This is a genomic window from Sphingomonas swuensis (genome assembly GCF_039538045.1).
Classification (GTDB): Bacteria; Pseudomonadota; Alphaproteobacteria; order Sphingomonadales; family Sphingomonadaceae; genus Sphingomicrobium; species Sphingomicrobium swuense.
Map to the genome: position 1 here is coordinate 407,541 of NZ_BAABBQ010000001.1, position 18,665 is coordinate 426,205.

Here is an 18,665-nt window from a genome sequence, read left to right on the forward strand (position 1 = left end):
AGGCCTGGCACAAGGCCGCGGGAGTGGACCTGTTCTGGCTCAGGCCGCGCGCGCGACCAGCGCAGGCCCGGCCCGCGGTGCGGCGCCCGCCTCGGGCAGCACGAAGCGCGCGGCCTCGCGGGTCAGGCGATCGGCCTGCTGCGCAAGCTCCTGCGTCGCGGCCGAGCTTTCCTCGACCATCGCCGCATTCTGCTGGGTCGCGCGATCGAGGGCGGCCATCGCCTCGCGGATCTGGCTCATGGATCCGGCCTGCGCCTGATTGTCGGCGGCGATGGTCGCGATGAGCTGGTGCACTCCCGAGACGCTTCCGGCGATCTCGTTCAAGGCGCCGTCGACCGAGCGGACCGCGGTCACCGCGCCCGCGATTTCGCCCTGGGTCACCGTCAGCTGGTGACGCGCCCGCTTGGCCTCCTCCTCGGCCCGCATGGCGAGCGCGCTGACGAGGTCCGCGACCACCGCGAAGCCCTTGCCCGCCTCTCCGGCATGACCCGCCTCGACCGCCGCGTTCATCGCCAGCACGCGGGTCTGGAATGCGATCTTGTCGAGCCCCTCGATGACGCTGTCGATTCCGGTCGCACTGTCGCTGACCCGTTCCATCGCCGCCACCGCCTCGTCGGTCGTGGCGCGCCCGCGCTCGACCACGGCGATGCCCTGATTGGCCTGGGCGACCGTCGACGCCGCGGTCTCGGCCGCGCCGCGAATGCGGTTGTCGACCTCGACCAGCGCATGGCTGGTCTGCTCGATGCTCGCGGCGCAATGTTCGGTCCGGCGGGCGAAGTCCTGGGTCGCGCTGGCGATCTCGCCGGCTCCGCCACGAAGCGTGGAGGCACTATCGGCGACTTGGCGGACGACCCCGCAGAGGCTGTCGAGCGCCCGGTTGAAGTTGACGGTAAGCGCGGCGAGCGCGTCGCCGCTGCGGACCTCGACCCGCCTGCTGAGGTCGCTCCGGGCAAGCGCCTCGAGGCCCTCTCCAATGCTCCCGACAATCAGTTCGGTCTGGGCCGCGGCCTGCTTCTCTGCGTCGTCGAGCCGGGTGCGGAGCTGCTCGACGCCGCGGGCGAGCGTGCCGAGTTCGTCGGGGCGGTTGGTCCCTTCGACCTGTTGCGTCCGGTCGCCCGCCGCAAGCCGCTCGATCGCCGCCGACGTGGCGATCAGCGGTTCGATCAATTGCCTGCGCATCGCGAGGGCGACACGCACGGCGACCACCAGCGCACCGAGCAGCGCCACCGAGATGATTCCGATCGCGAACAGTCCGAGCAGCCGTGCCCACCTGCTGGTCGACGCTCCATGCTGCTCGATCGCCTCGGTCAGTTTCTCCATGCCAACCTCGAGCTGCTCGAAGCGCTCGAAGAAGCCGGGAAGAAGGCGGGCCGCACCCGCCGGATCGACGATCGCGCGGCCGGCGATCTCGACCGCCGCCTGGTTGTAGGCCTCGAACGGTTCCTGCACGGCGGCCGCGGCCGCGGACACGCTGGGACTGTCGCGAAAGGCACGGGTCTTTGCCATCGAGGCGCGGAACTCGGTGATGCGTTCATCGAGGCTGCTTCGAGCGCCCTCACCATCGATTGCGAGCATCGGATCACGCGAGGCAAGGATCGCCAGCACGTCGCCGCGGATCGCGTCGTGCATCATGTCGGCGGTCATCTGGTGGCGGAGGAGGGTGGTCGCCTGCTCCTGCGCACTGCTCGACCACCGCAGCAGCATCGTCGCACCGATGCCGAGCCCGCCGCACAGCAGAAGCAGCCCGAGCATCAGCCAGCGCACCCGGTCGGTCATTCGGTCAAGCGACATCATCGTCCCCGCTCGTCTGTCTCAAGGTTGGCGGGCCGACGCCCGCGCTTAACCATCATAGGGCGATGCGTCCGGGAAGGCCGTCGAGCCCTCTATTATGGGTCCAAGCGACCCATTTCGAAGGAGCCACCCGATGTCCGCCCCGGTCATGTTCCTCGCCTTGCTGGCGAGCGCCGATACCGTGCCCGCCACGTCGCCGAGCGCCCTTCCTGCTGCAAGCCGGAAGGTCGAGCTGTTCGCGGTCTACAATCTCGACCTGACCAGCGGCACCGGTCGGATCGAGCGGCTCGACAAGCTCAGCCTCACCGCGACCGGCGAGACGGGTGGCCTCGGCTGGCGCGGCGGACGCTTCAAGGTCAATGTCCTGGCCAGCAGCGGCGGCCGGCCTAACGAGGGCGGCGGGACGCTCCAGGGGCTCGACAACATCGAGGTCCCGGATCGCGGCGTCCGCTTGTTCGAGGCCTGGTTCGAGCAGGATCTCGGCGGCGGGTCGCTGCGGGTCGGCGCCTATGACCTTAACAGCGAATTCTACACCACCAGCGCGTCGGCCTTGTTCGTCGGGCCCTCCTACGGGATCGGGCCGGAGCTGTCGGCGACGGGTTCGCGCGGACCTTCGATCTTCCCCTTCACCGGTCTCGCCGCGCGCGGCGACGTGCGGATTGGCGCGAGCGGAATCGTCAGGGCCGCCGTGATCAACGCCGCCGCCGGCACGCTCGGCGACCGCGGCGGAATCGACACCAGCTTTCGCGAAGGTGTCCTCGGGATCGTCGAGGGCGGTTTCGAGCGCGGCGCCGCCAAGCTGGCAATCGGTGGCTGGGCCTACTCCAAGCGCCACGAGGTGCACGGCGCGTCATCCCCGAGTGATCTCGGTCGCACCCGCGGCGCCTATCTCCTCGCTCAGGCGCCGCTCGCCGAAAGCTGGTCGGGGTTCGCCCGTGCCGGCGTTGCCGGAGGTGGCACCACCGCCTTCCGCGCCAGCGTCCAAGGGGGCCTTGAGAAGCGCCCGTTCCTCGCGATCCGCCCCGACAGCGCGGCCGCGTTCGGCGTCCACCACGCCAGGCTCTCGCCCGGCGAGAGGGAGCTCGCCCGGGCGGCGGGCGAGGAGCCAGGCGCGGAGACGGGCTTCGAGCTGACAATCTCGGACCATCTGTTCGGACCCGTCTCCCTCCAGCCAAGCGTCCAGTGGATCCACAATCCCGGCGGTCGTCGCGACGCGGACCCGCTGCTGTTCGGTGCGCTCCGGCTGACGCTCGAATTGCGCTGAGCGCCGGGCAGGCGCGCGAGAATAGCGAATTGCCGCGCTTGAGCATGGCGACCCGGCCTGATAGGGCGCGCTCGGGCAGGCCGCTTTAGCTCAGTTGGTAGAGCACCTCATTCGTAATGAGGGGGTCACAGGTTCGAGTCCTGTAAGCGGCACCACTTCCGGTCGGGTCAATGCCCCGGACCTTTTGCCGATCCTACCATCGCCGCCCGTCCGCTCGTCTGACGAGCCCGCGCGTGCCTAAGCCTATTCGACCGTTGAGCCGCTGCCGGGATCAGCGTTAACGGAACGTAGACCGTCTCTACCTAGGTTGCTAAAAATGTAGGGTACCGGGGGGTTCAGATGGCGAGCAATCACGTGGTGGCGCAGGCGCCGGACAGTCCGTCGACAGGACTGCCATGGTTGCGCAATGCCGCCTTCGATGGGCTCTTCCTCTACGGCATCTTCTTCATGGCGGTCGCCACCGGTCTCGTCGTCATGGTCGAGCCGAGGCTCTTCTACCCAATCCTGGCGATCGACCTGTGGCTGCTTGGCTACCATCACGTCATCGCCACCTACACCCGGCTGTTCTTCGACAAGGAAAGCTACCGCGAGCACCGGTTGCTGATCGTGGCCCTGTTCCCGGCGGTGGTCGCGATCACCGGCCTGATCGCCTGGAAGGTCGGCCTGTGGGCGATCGTCACCATCTACTTCTACTGGCAATGGTGGCACTACACCCGCCAGAGCTGGGGCGTGTCGCGGGTCTATCGCGCCAAGGACAGGGGCGCCGCCTATGACGACGGCTGGCTCGACCAGGCGATCTTCTACGCCTTGCCCGTGCTCGGCATCCTCCACCGTTCCAATCAGAAGCAGCCCAATTTTATCGGCCTCGAGGTCGCCTATGTCCCGGTCGCCGACATCGTCGTGCAGGTCGCGGCCGCGGCCGCCGCCGTGCTGGTCGCGATCTGGATCTGGCGCCGCATCCAGGCCGCCCGCGAGGGTCGGCTGGCCCTGCTCCACACCGCCTACATGGTGATCCATTTCTCGATCTTCTGGATCGGTTACGTCGCGATCGACGACATCTCGGTGGGATGGCTCGTCGTCAACATGTGGCACAATGCGCAGTACATCCTGTTCGTCTGGATGTTCAACAATCGCCGCTTCAACAAGGGCGTCGATCCCGCTTCCCCGCTGCTGTCCTACATCAGCCAGAACGGGCGACTTTGGATGTATCTCGCCAGTTGCCTCGCGATCACCGCGGTCATCTACTGGGGGCTGATCCGGAGCATCGACTGGCTGTTCTTCGCCGGCCTGTCGGCGACGATCGTCATCTTCCAGATCATCAACTTCCACCATTATGTCGTGGACTCGCTGATCTGGAAGGTGCGCAAGGCCCCGCTGCAGAAGACGCTCGGCCTGTCGTCATGACGGGGCGGGGGGACCATTCCGCCAGCCTTGCGTGCATCGCAACCGATCGCCGGCCGAGCGATGCCGCAGCCTAGCGAGACGCTGAGCGCGCCGGCGGCGCTCGCACCGCGCAGCGGCTGGTCGGTGTCGGCGGAGCGCGAACACCGGCTGCTTGGGCTCCTCGCGACCGCGCTGTCGGCACTCATCCTCTATCTCTTCTACAATCGCTCGTGGTGGGCACCCGACGACGGCGCCTACGCCTATGTCGCCTGGCGGCTGCTCGAAGGAGACGTGCTTGGCCGGGACGTCGCCGACGTCCACCCGGGCTACATCAACTTCATCAACGCCGCGGCGATGCGCCTGTGGGGTGTGGACATGCTGTCCATGCGTATCCCGCTTGCCGCGCTGACCGTCGTCCAGTCGGCGCTAACCTACTGGCTGCTGCGCGGGCGAGGGCCCGTGGTCGCCACCGTCGGCGCAATTGCGGCCTCCGCGCTGACCTTCGTGCTGTTCGTCAATCCGACCGCCAACTGGTACGCCCTGTTTTTGGCGGTGGGTACGATCGCGCTGCTGTCATGGCCGCGGCTGAAGCTGGCGAGCATGGCGCCATGGCTTGGCTTCCTCCTCGGCAATGCCTTCCTCTTCCGCCAGCTCAGCGCGGTGTTCCTCGCCATGGGCGTCCTCTGCTGGCTGATCCTCAAGCATCGCCCCGCCGGGGTCGCGGACCGCCGCGTCGCGCGCGCCGTCCTGATCCTGATCGGCCTCGGGCTTGGCGCCTATCTCGTGTCCAAGGGCAGCATGACCGGGCTGCTGCTGTTCGGCATCTGGCCCTTCTTCCTTCTGGCGCGGGCCTGGTCGGCCTCTGGCGTCCTTGCAGCGGCGAGCGACGAGCCATTCACCAGCCGCAGCATGCTGGCCATGATCGCGGGCGGCTGCGCTGCCTTCGTCCCGCTCGCAATCTACCATGGCATCACCGGCACCGTCGGTTCGTGGCTCCACGATTCCCTAGTCGCGCCGTTTCTTCTCACCAGCCTCGACTTCTTCGACGGGGCGAGCTTCGGCGCCCTGTTCGTGCGCATCGCGCAGCTGAGCCCCTCCGCCGGAATGCTCGGCTGGCTGAACCTGGCCTATTGGCTGACGCTGCTGCTCGCACCGGTCGTCCTCGGTTTGCGGGCACTCCGCACCGCCCGCTCGTCCGACGGGGACGCGCTGACCCCGCTCGCGGTCGTCGCGATCTTCTTCGGCCTCGTCTCGATCCACTACGAGATCCCGATCTACCTCAACTACACCAGCTTCCTGACGCTCGCCGGGATCCTCTCGCTTGACCTGCCTTGGCGCGAACGGAGCCTCTGGGCAGGCGGGGTTGCGGCGCTGTGCGGAATCGCCCTTCTGTTCCAGGCCGGGCAGCCCGTCGCGCGTGGTCTCGATGCGACCCTGACCGGCCGCACTCTCGCCCTCGACGCCAGCGCGGCGCATCCGCTCGCCTCGATCCGCACCACGGCGGACGACCGGGAGGCGATGGCGAAGATCCTCGTCCGGATCGACCAGCGGAGCGCCGGCGACCAGCGGGTGCTGGCCGCACCGTTCAACCCCGAATTCTACTTTCTTGCCCAGCGCCGGTCGCCGTTCCGGCACGGAATTACTGCGCTTGAGCTTCAGGACGAGGCGGCGCTTCGCCGATCGCTCGGCCAGCTTCGCCGTGCGCCGCCGGCGCTGCTCATCCATCGCCGCCAGGACAAGTACAACACCCCCGAGGTGCTGGCCCTCGTGGCGGAGCTCAAGCGATGGTCCGGGCGCCGCGAGGCGGTCGGCGACTATGACATTTACTACGATCTGGACCCGCGCCGTCCGGAAAGAGGTGGGCAGTGAAGCAACAACAGATGGTCACCGTGTCGATCGTGGCTGCCTGCTACAACGAGGCCGACAATCTGCCGGAGTTCGTTCGCCGGGTCGAAGCCGCGATGGGCGAGGTTCCCGAAGCGTGGGAACTCATCCTCGTCGACGACGGCAGCGTCGATCATAGCTGGGAGGTGATGGAGCAGCTCCGCGCCGACCATCCCCACGTGATCGGCCTCCGCCTCAGCCGCAACTTCTCGCACCAGAATGCGCTGATCGCCGGGCTCGCGCATGCCCGGGGACGCGCCGTTGTCAGCCTCGACAGCGACCTCCAGCATCCGCCCGAACTGATCCCCGACATGATCAAGGCGTGGCGCGAGGGCTGGCGGGTGGTCACCACCTGCCGCCAGGAGGGGCGCGAGACCTCGGCCTTCAAGCGCCTGACCTCGCGCTATTTCTACAAGGCCTTCTCGTTCATGACCGACATCTCGATGGGGTCGGGCGCGTCGGACTTCCGACTGCTCGACCGCAAGGCATTGACGGTCCTGCTCCGCTTCGCCGGCACCGACCGCTTCCTGCGTGGCTCGGTCAACTGGATGGGCTTCCCCTCGACGACCCTCCACTATCAGGTTGGCGAGCGGTCCGCGGGAACCAGCGCCTACAGTCTCGCGCGGATGGTCTCCTTCTCGGTCACGGCGATGACCTCCTTCTCGATGAAGCCGCTGCGCATCGGGCTGTGGATCGCGGGGCTGGTCGGGCTGCTTGCCATCGCCGAGCTCTTCTACGTCCTCTACATCGCGATGAGCGGAGCCGGGGTCCCGGGCTGGGCCTCGGTCGCCGGCCTGATCTCCTTCCTGTTCGCCATGCATTTCGCCGTCATGGGCATCTTCGGGCTCTACATCTCGCGCATCTATTCGGTGCTGCAGAGCCGGCCGGTGTTCATCATCGACGAATATGCCGGCGTCGCGAACCCGGACTATGACATGCCGCCAAGGCCTGCTGCCTGGCCGGTCCACGACCGCATCGAGGCGGCCGGTGCCGATCATGGATAGGCTGCTCGCACCGCAGCACGGGAAGTTCGTCCGCTTCGTCCTCGTCGGAGGGTCGAATTTCCTTCTGGGAATGCTGCTGTTCCAGGCGGTGTGGGCGATTGGCGCTCCGCTCGGAAGCTGGCGCACGCCCGCCGCCCAGGCCGTCGCCTATGCGATCGGAACGGCCTGGTCCTTCTTCTGGAACCGCCAGTGGGTCTTCCGCTCCACGGACGGATCGGCGGGCGGGGTCGGCGGCGAGGCGCTCCGCTTCATCGTCGCGCAAGTCCTGTGCCTGCTCGTCAGTACCGTCCTGGTGACGGCGGCAATTGACGGCGCCGGGCTGCCGCCGCTCGTCGGCTGGCCGGTGGCGATGCTGCCTCTGGTGCTCCTCAACTACATCCTGATCAGCCGGTGGGTCTTCCCGAACGAAGCCACCCAGCCGCCGCTCGGCCCAACCCGCTCCCACAAGGAAGACGCACGGTCATGAACCGCCATGTCGATCAACGCGAACTGACCCACGAGCGCCTCGGCGATCGCTTCGCCTTCGCCCTGTCGCGCTACGATACCGATCGCCGGGTCGAGGTGCTGGTCGACGACTTCCTCGGCCCCGAGCGCTTGCGCGGCGCGAAGGTCCTCGACGTCGGCTGCGGCCTCGGCGACTTCAGCCAGCGATTGTCCGACCTCGGCGCCGAAGTGACCGCCTGCGACCTTGGTGCAGGGCTGGTCGAGCGAACCCGTGCCCGGGTCGGGTGCAAGGCCGTCGTCGCCGATGCGCTCAACCTGTCCGCGACCTTCGAACCCGAGAGCTTCGACATCGTGCTTTCGTCCGAATGCATCGAGCATACGCCCGACCCGAAACGCGCCGTGCTGGAGATGGCGCGGATGGTGAAGCCGGGCGGCCTGCTTTCGATCAGCACCCCGAACCGCCTGTGGTGGCCGGTCGTCCGTCTCGCCTCCATCCTCCGGCTCCGCCCGTTCGACGGATATGAGAATTTCAGCTCGTGGCGCGGGCTGCGCGGAACGCTTGCCGAGGGCGGGATGGAGGTGATCCGCGAAAAGGGGCTTCACGCCTTCCCCTTTCAGTTCGGGCTTCACGGCCTGTCACGCTGGGTCGACGAGCATTGCCAGCCGCTCCGCGGCGAGATGATCAACATCTGCCTCCTGGCCAGGAAGCCGTCCGCCTGAACTTGCCCTTCCGGCACTGATCATTGCGCGTCCCCGGGGAACCAACCCGCGCCGCGCGGGTTTGGTGCGGCAGGCGCCGCGGTTCTCGTGAGGTGCGGCGAGGGAGGTCGGGACGACCCAAGCAGTTTCGGGTATCGATGGCCTCGACGACGTCCTCAACGGAGGTCTCGAGCGCGGAAGGGTTTTTCTCCTCGAGGGAAGCCCGGGCACCGGCAAGACCACGATCGCCCTCCAGTTCCTTCTCGCCGGTGTCGCGAGGGGAGAACGGTGCCTCTACATTACTCTGTCCGAGACCGAGGATGAGCTCCGCTCGTCCGCGAAGTCGCACGAGTGGGATCTCTCGGACCTGCCGATCTTCGAGCTCGTGCCGCCCGAAAATCTTCTCGACGAGGAGCAGCAGCAAAGCCTGCTCTATTCCTCCGACCTCGAGCTTGGCGAAACCACCAGGCGGATCTTCGAGGCATTCGAGGACATCGACCCTGAACGGGTGGTGCTCGACAGCCTCTCGGAAATCCGTCTCCTGGCGCAGAGCTCGCTTCGCTATCGTCGGCAGATCCTCGCGCTGAAGCACTATTTCGCGAAGCGCAACGCGACCGTTCTGATGCTCGATGACCTGACGACGGACGTCAATGACAAGACCGTGCACAGCGTCGCCCACGGGGTGGTTCGGCTGGAAGAGCTGGCGCCCGAATATGGCTCGGAACGGCGACGCCTCAGGGTCATCAAATATCGCGGCCGGCGCTTTCGCGGTGGTTACCATGATTTTGCGATCAAGCTCGGCGGGGTGAGGGTCTTCCCGCGCCTGGTCTCGGCGGAGCATCGCAGGACCTTCGACCGGAGCGCCGTAGGCACCGGCTCGGCGGAATTCGATGCATTGCTGGGAGGCGGTGTCGAGCGAGGGTCGAGCGTCCTCATTCTCGGTCCTGCCGGCACCGGCAAGTCGATCATGACGTTGACCTTCGTCGCGCAAGCCATCCAGCGCGGCGAGAAAGCGGCGATGTTCGTGTTCGACGAGGAACTGGGCCTGCTGATCGAGCGGGCCAAGGGTCTCGGCCTCGATCTGACGGCGATGATCGAAAAGGGCGATCTTACCCTGGAGCAGATCGACGCGGCCGAGATGACTCCGGGCGAATTCTCGGAGCGCGTCCGCAACTGCGTTCAGATCCATGGTGCTCGAACCGTCGTGATCGACAGCCTCAATGGCTACCAGGCCGCGATGCCCGGCGAGCACGCGCTGGTACTGCATGTCCACGAGCTCCTTCAGTATCTCAACCGACAGGGCGCGACGACCTTCCTGACCGTGGCCCAGCATGGCCTGATCGGCGACATGCAGACCCCGGTCGATGTCACCTACCTTGCCGACACCGTCATCCTCCTCCGCTACTTCGAGGCATTCGGGAGGGTTCGCCGCGCCATTTCAATCGTGAAGAAGCGGACCGGGCCCCACGAGGACACCATCCGCGAATATCGCATCGGATCGAACGGCGTTGCGCTGGGTCCGCCTCTCGAAGGATTCCAGGGCGTGCTGCGCGGGGTTCCGACCGCATCCGATGCTTCGAGCCTCATGACTGACCGGCCCCAGTAATGAAGCGCACGACCCTGTCGGAGCGAGCGCTCGTCCTCGCGCCGCGTGGCCGTGACGCTCAGATCGCCGCCGCCATGCTCAGCGAGGGCGGGATCGAGGCGACTGCTTGCCAGACACTCGACTGCCTCATCAAAGAGCTCAACCAGGGTGCCGCCTTCGTCATCGTGACCGAGGAAGCGATCGCCAGTGCCGACCTCCATGCGCTGTCGGCATGGATCGAGGACCAGCAGGAATGGTCCGATCTGCCGTTCGTTCTGCTGACCAGCCGTGGTGGCGGCCTCGAACGCAATCCCGCGGCCAGCCGCTATCTCGACGTCCTCGGCAACGTCACCTTCCTCGAGCGTCCGTTCCACCCGACGACGCTGATCAGCCTCGCCCGCTCCGCGCTCCGCGGCCGGAAGCGGCAGTATGACGCCCGTGCCCGCCTCGAGGAGCTACGCGACAGCGAGAGCCGCTTCCGTACCTTGTTCGAGACGATGGACGAGGGCTTCGCCGTGATCGAATTCATCGACAGCGAGCATGGGCCGCTCAGCGACTATGTGCACATCCAGGCGAACCCCGCTTATGAGCGGCACGCTGGCATCCCCAACGTCGTCGGGCAGAAAGTCCGCGAGATGGTCCCTGAAGAGGCGGAGGGCTGGGTCCGCCTCTACCGCGACGTGCTTCTGACCGGAACGCCGATCCGCTTCGAACGCGAGCTTGAGGCGACCAGGCGCCATCTCGAACTCGCCGCCTTCCGGGTCGATCCGACATCGCGCAACGAGGTCGCGGTCATCTTCCAGGACGTGACCGCCCGCAAGCGTGCCGAGGCCGAGCTGGTCACTCTCAACCAGACGCTCGAGGGGCGGGTGGCCGATGCCGTCGCCGAACGCGAAGCGGCCCTGTCGCAGCTCCACGAGGCGCAGAAGCTCGAAACCATTGGGCAGCTGACGGGCGGCGTCGCCCACGACATCAACAATCTGCTGACTCCGATCACCGGAGCGCTCGACCTCCTCAACCGGCGCTACGGCGCCGACGATCCCCGTTCGGCTCGGTTGCTCGACGGCGCTTTGCAGTCGGCGGAGCGGGCCAAGATCCTGGTCAGCCGGCTGCTCGGCTTCGCTCGTCGCCAGGCGCTCGAGACCCGGGCGATCGATCCCGCCGCGCTGCTCGAGGGCATGCGCGACCTGGTGGTCAGTTCAATCGGTCCGTCAGTCGAGCTGCGGTTGGTGCTCGGCCGCGATCTCCCGCCGGCCCTGACCGATCCCAACCAGCTCGAGCTCGCGGTGCTCAACCTGTGCGTCAATGGCCGCGACGCCATGAATGGGGTCGGCACGCTGACCCTCTCGGCCGAGCATTCGGTCGTCGGCCCGAACCACAACGACAAGCTCAGGCCCGGAGAATATATCCGCATCTCGGTGATCGACACCGGCGAGGGCATGGACTCCAAAACCCTTGCCCGGGCGGTCGAACCCTTCTTCTCGACCAAGGGCATCGGCAAGGGCACCGGCCTGGGGCTGTCGATGGTCCACGGACTTGCCGCGCAGCTCGGCGGCGCCTTCGAGCTGACCAGCGCCGTCGGCCGCGGGACTCGCGCCGACCTCTACCTCCCGGTCGCCCAGACCGACGCGCAGCCGCTGAGCATCGCCCGCTCCGACAGCGTCGCGGCGATTCGAAAGCTCAAGGTGCTCCTGGTCGACGACGAGGATCTGGTCCGCGCCGGAACCGCCGAGATGCTGCGCGACATCGGACATGAGGTCCACGAAGCGTCTGGGGGTTCGCAGGCGCTTGGCATTCTGGCGTCCGGACTCGCGGCCGACGTGATCGTCACCGACTACATGATGCCGCGGATGAACGGCGCTGAATTTGCGACACGGGTTCACCAGCAGTCTCCGGCCATGCCGGTGCTCGTCGTGACCGGCTACGCGGGCGGCGATCTCGACCTTGATCTCCCGCAACTCGCCAAGCCCTTCCGGCAGGCCGATCTCGCCGCGGCGATCAATCGCCTGGTGGAAGACGGGGACCGCAAGGTCGTGCCGATCAAGCGCCACCGATAGATTTGAGGTCCTTGCGCAGGCGAAAGGTCTGGAACGACACGCTTGTCGTGTCGCTTCTGCGGCCATGACCCAGGAAACCTACAGCAGGCCGAGCGACGTGATCGCCGAGGACGGCAAGGTCCTAATGGACGGTCCAGACAGCATCAACGTCGCCATGACGCCGGAAGCGGCCGCCGAAACCGGTGCCCGACTCATCGACCAGGCCGCAAGGGCCGCAGGACAATTGCGAGAGGCGCAGATCGATTACCGCCCGAAATAGGAGGTCGGCAGTTCGCGTGGGCACAGCCGCTCCGCCATGCTAGCGCGTCGCGTGCGCTAGCGGAGCGGCGAATGGCGACGGTGATGGACAATCGTGGCATGATCGACGGCTTCGGCCGGCGCATCACCTATGCCCGGCTGTCGGTCACCGACCGCTGCGATCTTCGCTGTCGCTACTGCATGGCCGAGCGGATGGAGTTCGCTCCAGCCTCGCGCCTGCTCACGCTCGATGAGATCGAACGTCTTGCGGACCTGCTGGTCGCGCGAGGTGTCCGGCGGATTCGTCTGACCGGTGGCGAGCCTCTGGTCCGGGGCGGGGTGCTCGGTCTCGTCGCGCGTCTCGGAAAGCGGATCGGCCATGGCCTCGACGAGCTTACCCTGACGACCAACGGAACGCGGCTCGGCGCGGCTGCCGGTGCCCTGTTCGCGGCCGGCGTTCGCCGGATCAACGTCAGCCTCGATACGCGCGATCCGGAGCGGTTCCGGCGGATCACCCGCACCGGTGATCTCGGCCAAGTCCTCGGCGGCATCGCCGCGGCCAAGGCTGCTGCCCTCAAGGTCAAGATCAACATGGTCGCGCTCGCCGGGGTCAATCAGGACGAGATCGCCACCATGCTTCGCTGGTGTGACGCCGAAGGGCATGACCTGACGCTGATCGAGACCATGCCGCTCGGCGCGGTGGAGGAGGATCGCACCGCTTATTACCTCCCCCTCGATGCGGTTCGCCGGGATCTCGAGCAGCATTTCCGCCTCCTCCCCTTGGCACAGCGGAGCGGCGGGCCGGCGCGCTACTTCGAGGTCGAGGGAATGCGCAGCCGCCTCGGCTTCATCACCCCGCTCAGCAACAATTTCTGCGACAGCTGCAATCGCATTCGCGTGTCGGCCACCGGAACCGTCTATGGTTGCCTCGGGCACGACCAGAAGGTCGAGCTGCGCGACCTCCTCCGCTCCGGAGCCGCGGGCACGGTCGATGCCGCGCTCGACGCGCTGGTCGCCGGCAAGCCGCGGCGCCACGATTTCCGGATCGCTGCCGAGCGTCCCGCCGTCGACCGCCACATGAGTGTCACCGGCGGCTGACCTCTTGGACACGTCGCTCCTGCTCGCATTCTGCCTGGCGCTCGGCGCCATGCTCTACTCGACCGTCGGTCATGGAGGAGCGTCGGCCTATCTCGCGCTGATGGCGCTGTTCGGCCTTCCGCCGGCGGTGATGAAGCCGACCGCGCTGGTGCTGAACCTGCTGGTCGCCGGACTGGGGTCGCTCCGTTACCTGCGCGCGGGACAGTTCCGCTGGCGAACGCTGTGGCCGTTCCTGGTCGGCGCCATGCCCTTCGCCGTCGCCGGCGGCGCGATCCACCTGCCGGCCGATCTCTACAAGCCCCTGGTCGGCATCGTGCTCCTGCTTTCGGCCGTGCGGCTGCTCTGGCCGCGCGAGATAAGGGCGATGCACGAAAGCCGCGATCCTCCCATCTGGCTGGCGATCGCGATCGGTGCAGGGATCGGGCTTCTTTCCGGGCTGACCGGGACCGGCGGCGGAATCTTCCTTTCGCCGCTGCTCCTGTTCCTGGGCTGGAGCATGCCCAAGCCCCTGACCGGCGTCGCCTCCCTCTTCATCCTCGCCAATTCGGCCGCGGGACTGCTCGGCAATCTGGCCTCGGTCGGGCGACTTCCGGCTGAGCTTCCGCTCTATGCCGGCGCGGTGCTGCTTGGCGGGCTTGCCGGGACGACCCTCGGCATCCGGCTCGAGGCGCCGCTGATCTTGAAGGCCTTGGGCCTTGTGCTGGTCGTCGCGGGCGTGAAGCTGCTCGGCCTCTTCTGACCGTCAGATGCCGGCGTACCACTCATAGTCGGCGCGATCTTCCCAGGTGCCGCCCTTGCCGCCCTGCACCGAAGCGAGGCTTTCAACCGCCTCGATCCGCTCGATATATTTGGCCTGCTTGTAGCCGAGCTGCCGCTCGACCCGAAGCCGCACCGGCGCTCCGTGCGGGACCCCCAGCAGCGCGCCGTTCATCGCCCAGGCGAGGATGGTCTGCGGGTGGAAGGCATCGATCAGGTCGATACTCTCGTAATAGGGCTCGCTGCCGTAGCGATCCATGCAGTGGAAGACGATGTACTTCGCCCGGCTGCTCAGCCCCGCCGCCTCGAGCAGTCGGCTGAGACGCGGCCCATGCCACTTGCCGATCGCGCTCCAGCCCTCGACGCAATCGTGGCGGGTAATCTGGGTTCGAATTGGAAGGCTTCGCAGCTGCCCCAGGCTCAGCGACAGCGGCCGCGCGACCAACCCGTCGACCCGCAGCCGATAGCTCTCGAAGCGTTCCGCCAGCAGCCGGGCATAGTCGGGCGTGTCGGGCATGGCCGTTCCGTTCGAGCGGAACACTGGCGACATGTCGGCTTCGCTGAATTCCCGCGCCAGCGCATTGCGGTTCATGATCAGCCGCTGCGCCCGCATCGTCAGCCCCTCGGACGAGCGGAGAAGTTCGCGGAAGCCCGCGCTCTGGTTGAGCCGGTCGCATCCGCCGAGCAGCAAGGCACCGCCCCCGACCATCAGTCCGCGCCTAGTCAGCATGGGCGGGCTCCTGCGGCTCGACCGGCCCGTCGGGCAGGCGGTAGCGTCCGGTGATCATCGAGCGCATCTCGTTGATCGGCCCGGCCAGCACCACCATCACGACATGGACGATGATGAACAGGCCGATCAGCGACGCGCAGATGAAATGGATCGAGCGCGCCGATTGCCGCCCGGCGAACAGCTCGTTCAGCCACGGCCAGGCCGCGCCCATGGCGGGGGACATCGCCAATCCGGTCAGCAGCAGCAGCGGAAGCAGCACCAGCAGCACGCCACCGTAGCTCAGCTTCTGGAGGATGTTGTAGCGCGCCGCCGCTTCGCCGGTCGGGAAGCGCAGCCGGGCATGGTCCTTGATGTCCTGCCAGAGATGCGAAGGCGCAAGCTCCCTCGCGCCCGGCACCACGTCGCGCCGAAGGTGCCCGTTCACCAGCGACCACAGGAGATAGAGGAACAGGCTCAGCCCGAAGACCCAGGCGAAGAACAGGTGCCAGCGCCGCGCCCCGGCGAGGTCGTAGGTCGAGGGGATGGTGATCCATCCGGGGAAGTTGGGAAGCTCGAGCCATGGGGCATCGAAGTTCGCGCCATATTCGCCCCAGTAGAGCCGCGGATGTGCGTTGGAGATCATCAGCCCGCTCATCAGCAGGACGATCACCGCCAGCGCGCTCAGCCAGTGCCAAAGCCGGGTCGACAGCCGGTGCCGGTCGATCACCCGACCCGGAGAGGCGGAAGGGGGTGGCGGTTCCAAGCGGCAAGCCTACACGCTGCGAGGGGCGATGCGAAGACTAGAAGGACAGCGTCGCCACCTCGCTCCCGGCGGCGAGCGGCTCCTCGCCCGGCGGTCGCCGGATCAGCAGCGTCGCCTGTGCCAGGATCCGCTGCGCACCGCTGTCCTGGGGATGAAGCAGGTGGGCTGAGCCGCCCTTCTCAAAACCGCGCGAGAAGGTCTCCCTTGGACCCGCCCCTGGCAGCCTCGCAGCAAGCGGAAGCAGTCGCCAGTCGAGCTGCGGCCGCGCCCCGCAGAGCCCGAGCAGCAGGGGGGCTAGGAGCAGCCTCGCCGTGACCAGCGCGCTGGTCGGATTGCCCGGCAGCCCGACGACCAGCCGGTCTCCCGCACGCCCGACCCAGACCGGCTTGCCCGGCTTCATCGCGACCTTGTCGATGACCAGCTCGAGCTCGTGGTCCGCGAACATCGCGCGCCCGAAATCGCGCTCTCCGACAGAGGCACCGCCGGTGACCACCACCACGTCCGCTTCGCCGAGCGCCGCGCCGGCCTTGCGCCGGAGTGCCGCGAGATCGTCGCCGACCCTCTGGGTCCCGAAGACCTCGGCGCCATGCTCCCTCGCCATCGCGGCGACCCCGATCCCTATGCTGTCCGGGATCCCGGCTCCGCCCAGCGCCTCGCCCGGAGCGACGAGCTCGTCGCCGGTGGCGAGGATCCGCACCCGCGGCCGCCGATGGACCGTGATCCGAGCGACATCGCCCGCCGCCGCGACGACCAGTTCGCGCGGTCCGAGACGGCTTCCGGCCGGGAGCAGCGTCTCGCCCGCACGAAAGTCCGAGCCCGCTACCCTGACGAAGCAGTCGCTCGACAGCGAGGATGCGAGGCGCGCCATCTCGCCGTCGCGTTCCACCTCCTCCTGCATGACCACCCGGTCCGCGCCCTCGGGAAGCGGCGCACCGGTAAAGATCCGCGCGCATTCGGCGGCGCCGATCGCCCCGCCGCCGCCACCGGGGAACAGCTCGCCGACGACCCGAAGCATCGCCCCCGGCACAAGGTCGCGCCCCCGCACCGCATAGCCGTCCATCGTCGAGACGTCGGCGGCGGGAGCCGTGATCCTTGCGACGACCTCTTGCGCAAGCGTTCGCCCGTGCGCCTCCTCGACCAGAATCTCCTCGGTCCCGAGCGGCCGGGCCAGCGCGACGACCCGCGCCAGCGCCTCGTCGAAGCCGATCACGCCTGCCAGCTTCCCGACCGCCCGCCGCTCTTCTCGGCAACCGCGATGCCTTCGATCACCATCGTCCGGTCGACCGCCTTGAGCATGTCGAAGAGGGTCAGGCAGGCCACCGATACTGCGGTCAATGCCTCCATCTCGACGCCGGTCGGCCCGCTCGTCCGCACTTCCGCCTCGACCGCGAAGCCGCCATCGTCCGGCGCGATCCGGACCGCCACCTTGGTCAGCGCCAGCGGGTGGCAGAGCGGGATGAGCTCGGCGGTGCGCTTGGCGGCCATGATCCCGGCCAGCTCGGCGGTCTGCACCACCGCCCCCTTCGGGGCCCTCCCGTCGGCGACCAGCGCGAGCGTCTCGGCCGAGCAGCACAGGCGCCCCCGCGCGACCGCCATTCGCGCCGTCGCCGGCTTCTCGGACACGTCGACCATCCGTGCCCGGCCCTGGTCGTCGAGATGGCTGAGGTCGCTCATGGCTGCCGCCGAAGGCGCGGGATGAACTCGGTCAGCGAGCAGGGCCGGTAGCGGCTGTCGAGCTCGAGGCCGAGCACCAGGTCCCAGCCGTCGCGGCACGCTCCCGTCGAGCCCGGGAGGCAGAAGATGAAGGTCTCGTCGATCTGGCCCGCAAGCGCGCGCGACTGCAGCGTCGAGAGGCCGACCGTGCCGAGGCTGGCCTGGTGAAAGACCACCGCGAACCCGTCCATCTCGCGCCCGAGCAGCGGCCGGACGGCCTCGGGCGTGACGTCGCGCGGCGCAAATCCCGTCCCGCCGGTGGTGATGACGACATCGACCATGGCGTCGGCCACCCAGTTGCGGACCTGCGCACGGATGGCCTCAACATCGTCGGTGACGATCGCGCGTCCGGCGAGCGCGTGCCCGGCCGCCGTCAGCCGCTCGGCCAGCAGTCCGCCCGACGTGTCGGTCTCGAGCGAGCGCGTGTCGGACACCGTCAGCACCGCGATCCGAAGCGGATGGAAGGGCAGTGTCTCGTCGATCCGTCCGGTCATCGTCAGCCCCACCGCGACCGGCTCTCGCGATCGAGCGCGGTCGGCTCGATCCAGCGCGAGCCCTCCGGGCCGTCCTCGCGCTTCCAGAAGACGGCCTCGGTCTTCAGCCGGTCCATGATCAGGTCGACCGCCTCGAACGCAGCCCTCCGATGCGGCGCGGCGGCGGCGACCCACACGATCGCCTCGCCCGCCGCGACCTGCCCGCGGCGATGCGCGACTTCCAGAGCGACGAGGTCGAACCGCTCCGCGCCGGCCGCTGCAATGTCCTCGAGCGAGCGCAGGGTCAGCACCGGATGATGGTCGAGGAACAGCGCGCTCACGGCGCTGCCGTCGGATGCCTCGCGTCGTGTCAGTCCGGTGAAGGTCACCATCGCTCCCGCCCGACCGCCGAGCGCCGCCTCGAACCGCGCCAGCCGCTCGGCCGGAACGAGCGGCGCATCCGCCACCTCCACCATGATGCGCGGCTCAGCCACCCGAGACCACCGGCAGGAATTCGACCGCCTGACCCTCGAGGATGACGGCATCGTCGGCGGCGAGGCAGTCGTCGAGGCATGCCCGGACGCCGCGATCGGCGAGCGCGGGCCAGGCGCCGCCAAGCTCGCGCCTCAGGTCGGCCAGGGTGCAGCCCTCCGCCACCTCGACCGTCCGCGTCCGCCCACCCAGTTCGGCCAGCCGGCCATAGAAGCGAACCTCGACCTTCATCGTCCCTGCCTTGCTCCCCTTGGGTGCAAGGTCAAGCCGTCTCGCCCTGTGTCCTCGGTGCGCTAGTCACCGGCGGGCAAGC

The 18,665-nt window shown here is 67.9% G+C and carries 19 protein-coding genes and 1 tRNA gene; 12 read left to right on the forward strand and 8 right to left on the reverse strand.

All coding sequences use genetic code 11. From position 1 onward, the window contains the following. Positions 1–39: 39 nt before the first annotated feature. Positions 40–1,794 (reverse strand): methyl-accepting chemotaxis protein, encoded by a 1,755-nt coding sequence (locus tag ABD727_RS02095; protein ID WP_344705734.1) that lies wholly within the window; start codon positions 1,792–1,794, stop codon positions 40–42. Between the two features lie 130 nt (positions 1,795–1,924). Here ABD727_RS02095 and ABD727_RS02100 point away from each other — a divergent pair, with 130 nt between their 5' ends. From ABD727_RS02100 to ABD727_RS02155, 12 genes are all read left to right on the forward strand, one after another. Next, a complete protein-coding gene (locus tag ABD727_RS02100; protein WP_344705735.1) occupies positions 1,925–3,055 on the forward strand; it encodes a carbohydrate porin in 1,131 nt (376 codons plus the stop codon). A 79-nt stretch (positions 3,056–3,134) separates the two neighbouring features. Then, positions 3,135–3,210, forward strand: a tRNA-Thr gene (locus ABD727_RS02105). 184 nt (positions 3,211–3,394) lie between these two features. Next, entirely contained in the window at positions 3,395–4,459 is a 1,065-nt protein-coding gene (locus ABD727_RS02110; RefSeq protein ID WP_344705736.1) for a hypothetical protein, read from the forward strand. A gap of 60 nt (positions 4,460–4,519) precedes the next feature. Next, entirely contained in the window at positions 4,520–6,307 is a 1,788-nt protein-coding gene (locus ABD727_RS02115) for an ArnT family glycosyltransferase (RefSeq protein WP_344705737.1), read from the forward strand. Next, positions 6,304–7,326: a glycosyltransferase family 2 protein gene (locus ABD727_RS02120; RefSeq protein WP_344705738.1), complete on the forward strand. Its 1,023-nt coding sequence runs from the start codon at positions 6,304–6,306 to the stop codon at positions 7,324–7,326. Before ABD727_RS02115 ends, ABD727_RS02120 begins: the two co-directional genes overlap by 4 nt. Further along, positions 7,319–7,792 (forward strand): GtrA family protein, encoded by a 474-nt coding sequence (locus tag ABD727_RS02125; protein WP_344705739.1) that lies wholly within the window; start codon positions 7,319–7,321, stop codon positions 7,790–7,792. Before ABD727_RS02120 ends, ABD727_RS02125 begins: the two co-directional genes overlap by 8 nt. Further along, positions 7,789–8,490: a class I SAM-dependent methyltransferase gene (locus ABD727_RS02130; protein WP_344705740.1), complete on the forward strand. Its 702-nt coding sequence runs from the start codon at positions 7,789–7,791 to the stop codon at positions 8,488–8,490. The genes ABD727_RS02125 and ABD727_RS02130 overlap by 4 nt, the downstream gene beginning before the upstream one ends. A gap of 133 nt (positions 8,491–8,623) precedes the next feature. Continuing rightward, the gene (locus tag ABD727_RS02135; RefSeq protein WP_344708004.1) at positions 8,624–10,075 is read left to right on the forward strand and encodes an ATPase domain-containing protein; all 1,452 of its coding nucleotides are present in this window, start codon (positions 8,624–8,626) and stop codon (positions 10,073–10,075) included. After that, complete coding sequence (locus tag ABD727_RS02140; protein WP_344705741.1) at positions 10,075–12,111, forward strand: response regulator; 2,037 nt, start codon at positions 10,075–10,077, stop codon at positions 12,109–12,111. The genes ABD727_RS02135 and ABD727_RS02140 overlap by 1 nt, the downstream gene beginning before the upstream one ends. Positions 12,112–12,175: 64 nt before the next feature. After that, complete coding sequence (locus tag ABD727_RS02145) at positions 12,176–12,370, forward strand: hypothetical protein (protein WP_344705742.1); 195 nt, start codon at positions 12,176–12,178, stop codon at positions 12,368–12,370. Between the two features lie 71 nt (positions 12,371–12,441). Further along, on the forward strand, positions 12,442–13,446 hold the full coding sequence (gene moaA, locus ABD727_RS02150) for a GTP 3',8-cyclase MoaA (protein WP_344705743.1): 1,005 nt from the start codon (positions 12,442–12,444) through the stop codon (positions 13,444–13,446). Between the two features lie 4 nt (positions 13,447–13,450). Next, a complete protein-coding gene (locus ABD727_RS02155) occupies positions 13,451–14,185 on the forward strand; it encodes a sulfite exporter TauE/SafE family protein (protein ID WP_344705744.1) in 735 nt (244 codons plus the stop codon). Between the two features lie 3 nt (positions 14,186–14,188). Here the strand turns inward: ABD727_RS02155 and ABD727_RS02160 are convergent, their stop codons facing one another. From ABD727_RS02160 to ABD727_RS02190, 7 genes are read right to left on the reverse strand one after another with little or no spacing between them, the layout of a single operon-like run. Further along, positions 14,189–14,932 carry a molybdopterin-dependent oxidoreductase gene (locus ABD727_RS02160; RefSeq protein WP_344705745.1) on the reverse strand — a complete coding sequence of 248 codons (744 nt, stop codon included), beginning with the start codon at positions 14,930–14,932 and terminating at the stop codon, positions 14,189–14,191. Further along, the gene (locus tag ABD727_RS02165) at positions 14,922–15,674 is read right to left on the reverse strand and encodes a cytochrome b/b6 domain-containing protein (protein WP_425566746.1); all 753 of its coding nucleotides are present in this window, start codon (positions 15,672–15,674) and stop codon (positions 14,922–14,924) included. Before ABD727_RS02165 ends, ABD727_RS02160 begins: the two co-directional genes overlap by 11 nt. Before the next feature lie 37 nt (positions 15,675–15,711). Continuing rightward, complete coding sequence (locus tag ABD727_RS02170; RefSeq protein WP_344705747.1) at positions 15,712–16,884, reverse strand: molybdopterin molybdotransferase MoeA; 1,173 nt, start codon at positions 16,882–16,884, stop codon at positions 15,712–15,714. Then, positions 16,881–17,348, reverse strand: coding sequence for a cyclic pyranopterin monophosphate synthase MoaC (gene moaC / locus ABD727_RS02175; RefSeq protein WP_344705748.1), 468 nt, complete (start codon positions 17,346–17,348; stop codon positions 16,881–16,883). Before moaC ends, ABD727_RS02170 begins: the two co-directional genes overlap by 4 nt. Then, a complete protein-coding gene (gene moaB, locus ABD727_RS02180) occupies positions 17,345–17,881 on the reverse strand; it encodes a molybdenum cofactor biosynthesis protein B (protein ID WP_344705749.1) in 537 nt (178 codons plus the stop codon). The genes moaC and moaB overlap by 4 nt, the downstream gene beginning before the upstream one ends. A gap of 2 nt (positions 17,882–17,883) precedes the next feature. Further along, positions 17,884–18,336, reverse strand: coding sequence for a molybdenum cofactor biosynthesis protein MoaE (locus ABD727_RS02185; RefSeq protein ID WP_344705750.1), 453 nt, complete (start codon positions 18,334–18,336; stop codon positions 17,884–17,886). Positions 18,337–18,346: 10 nt separating this feature from the next. Continuing rightward, positions 18,347–18,583, reverse strand: coding sequence for a MoaD/ThiS family protein (locus tag ABD727_RS02190; RefSeq protein ID WP_344705751.1), 237 nt, complete (start codon positions 18,581–18,583; stop codon positions 18,347–18,349). Positions 18,584–18,665: the final 82 nt, after the last annotated feature.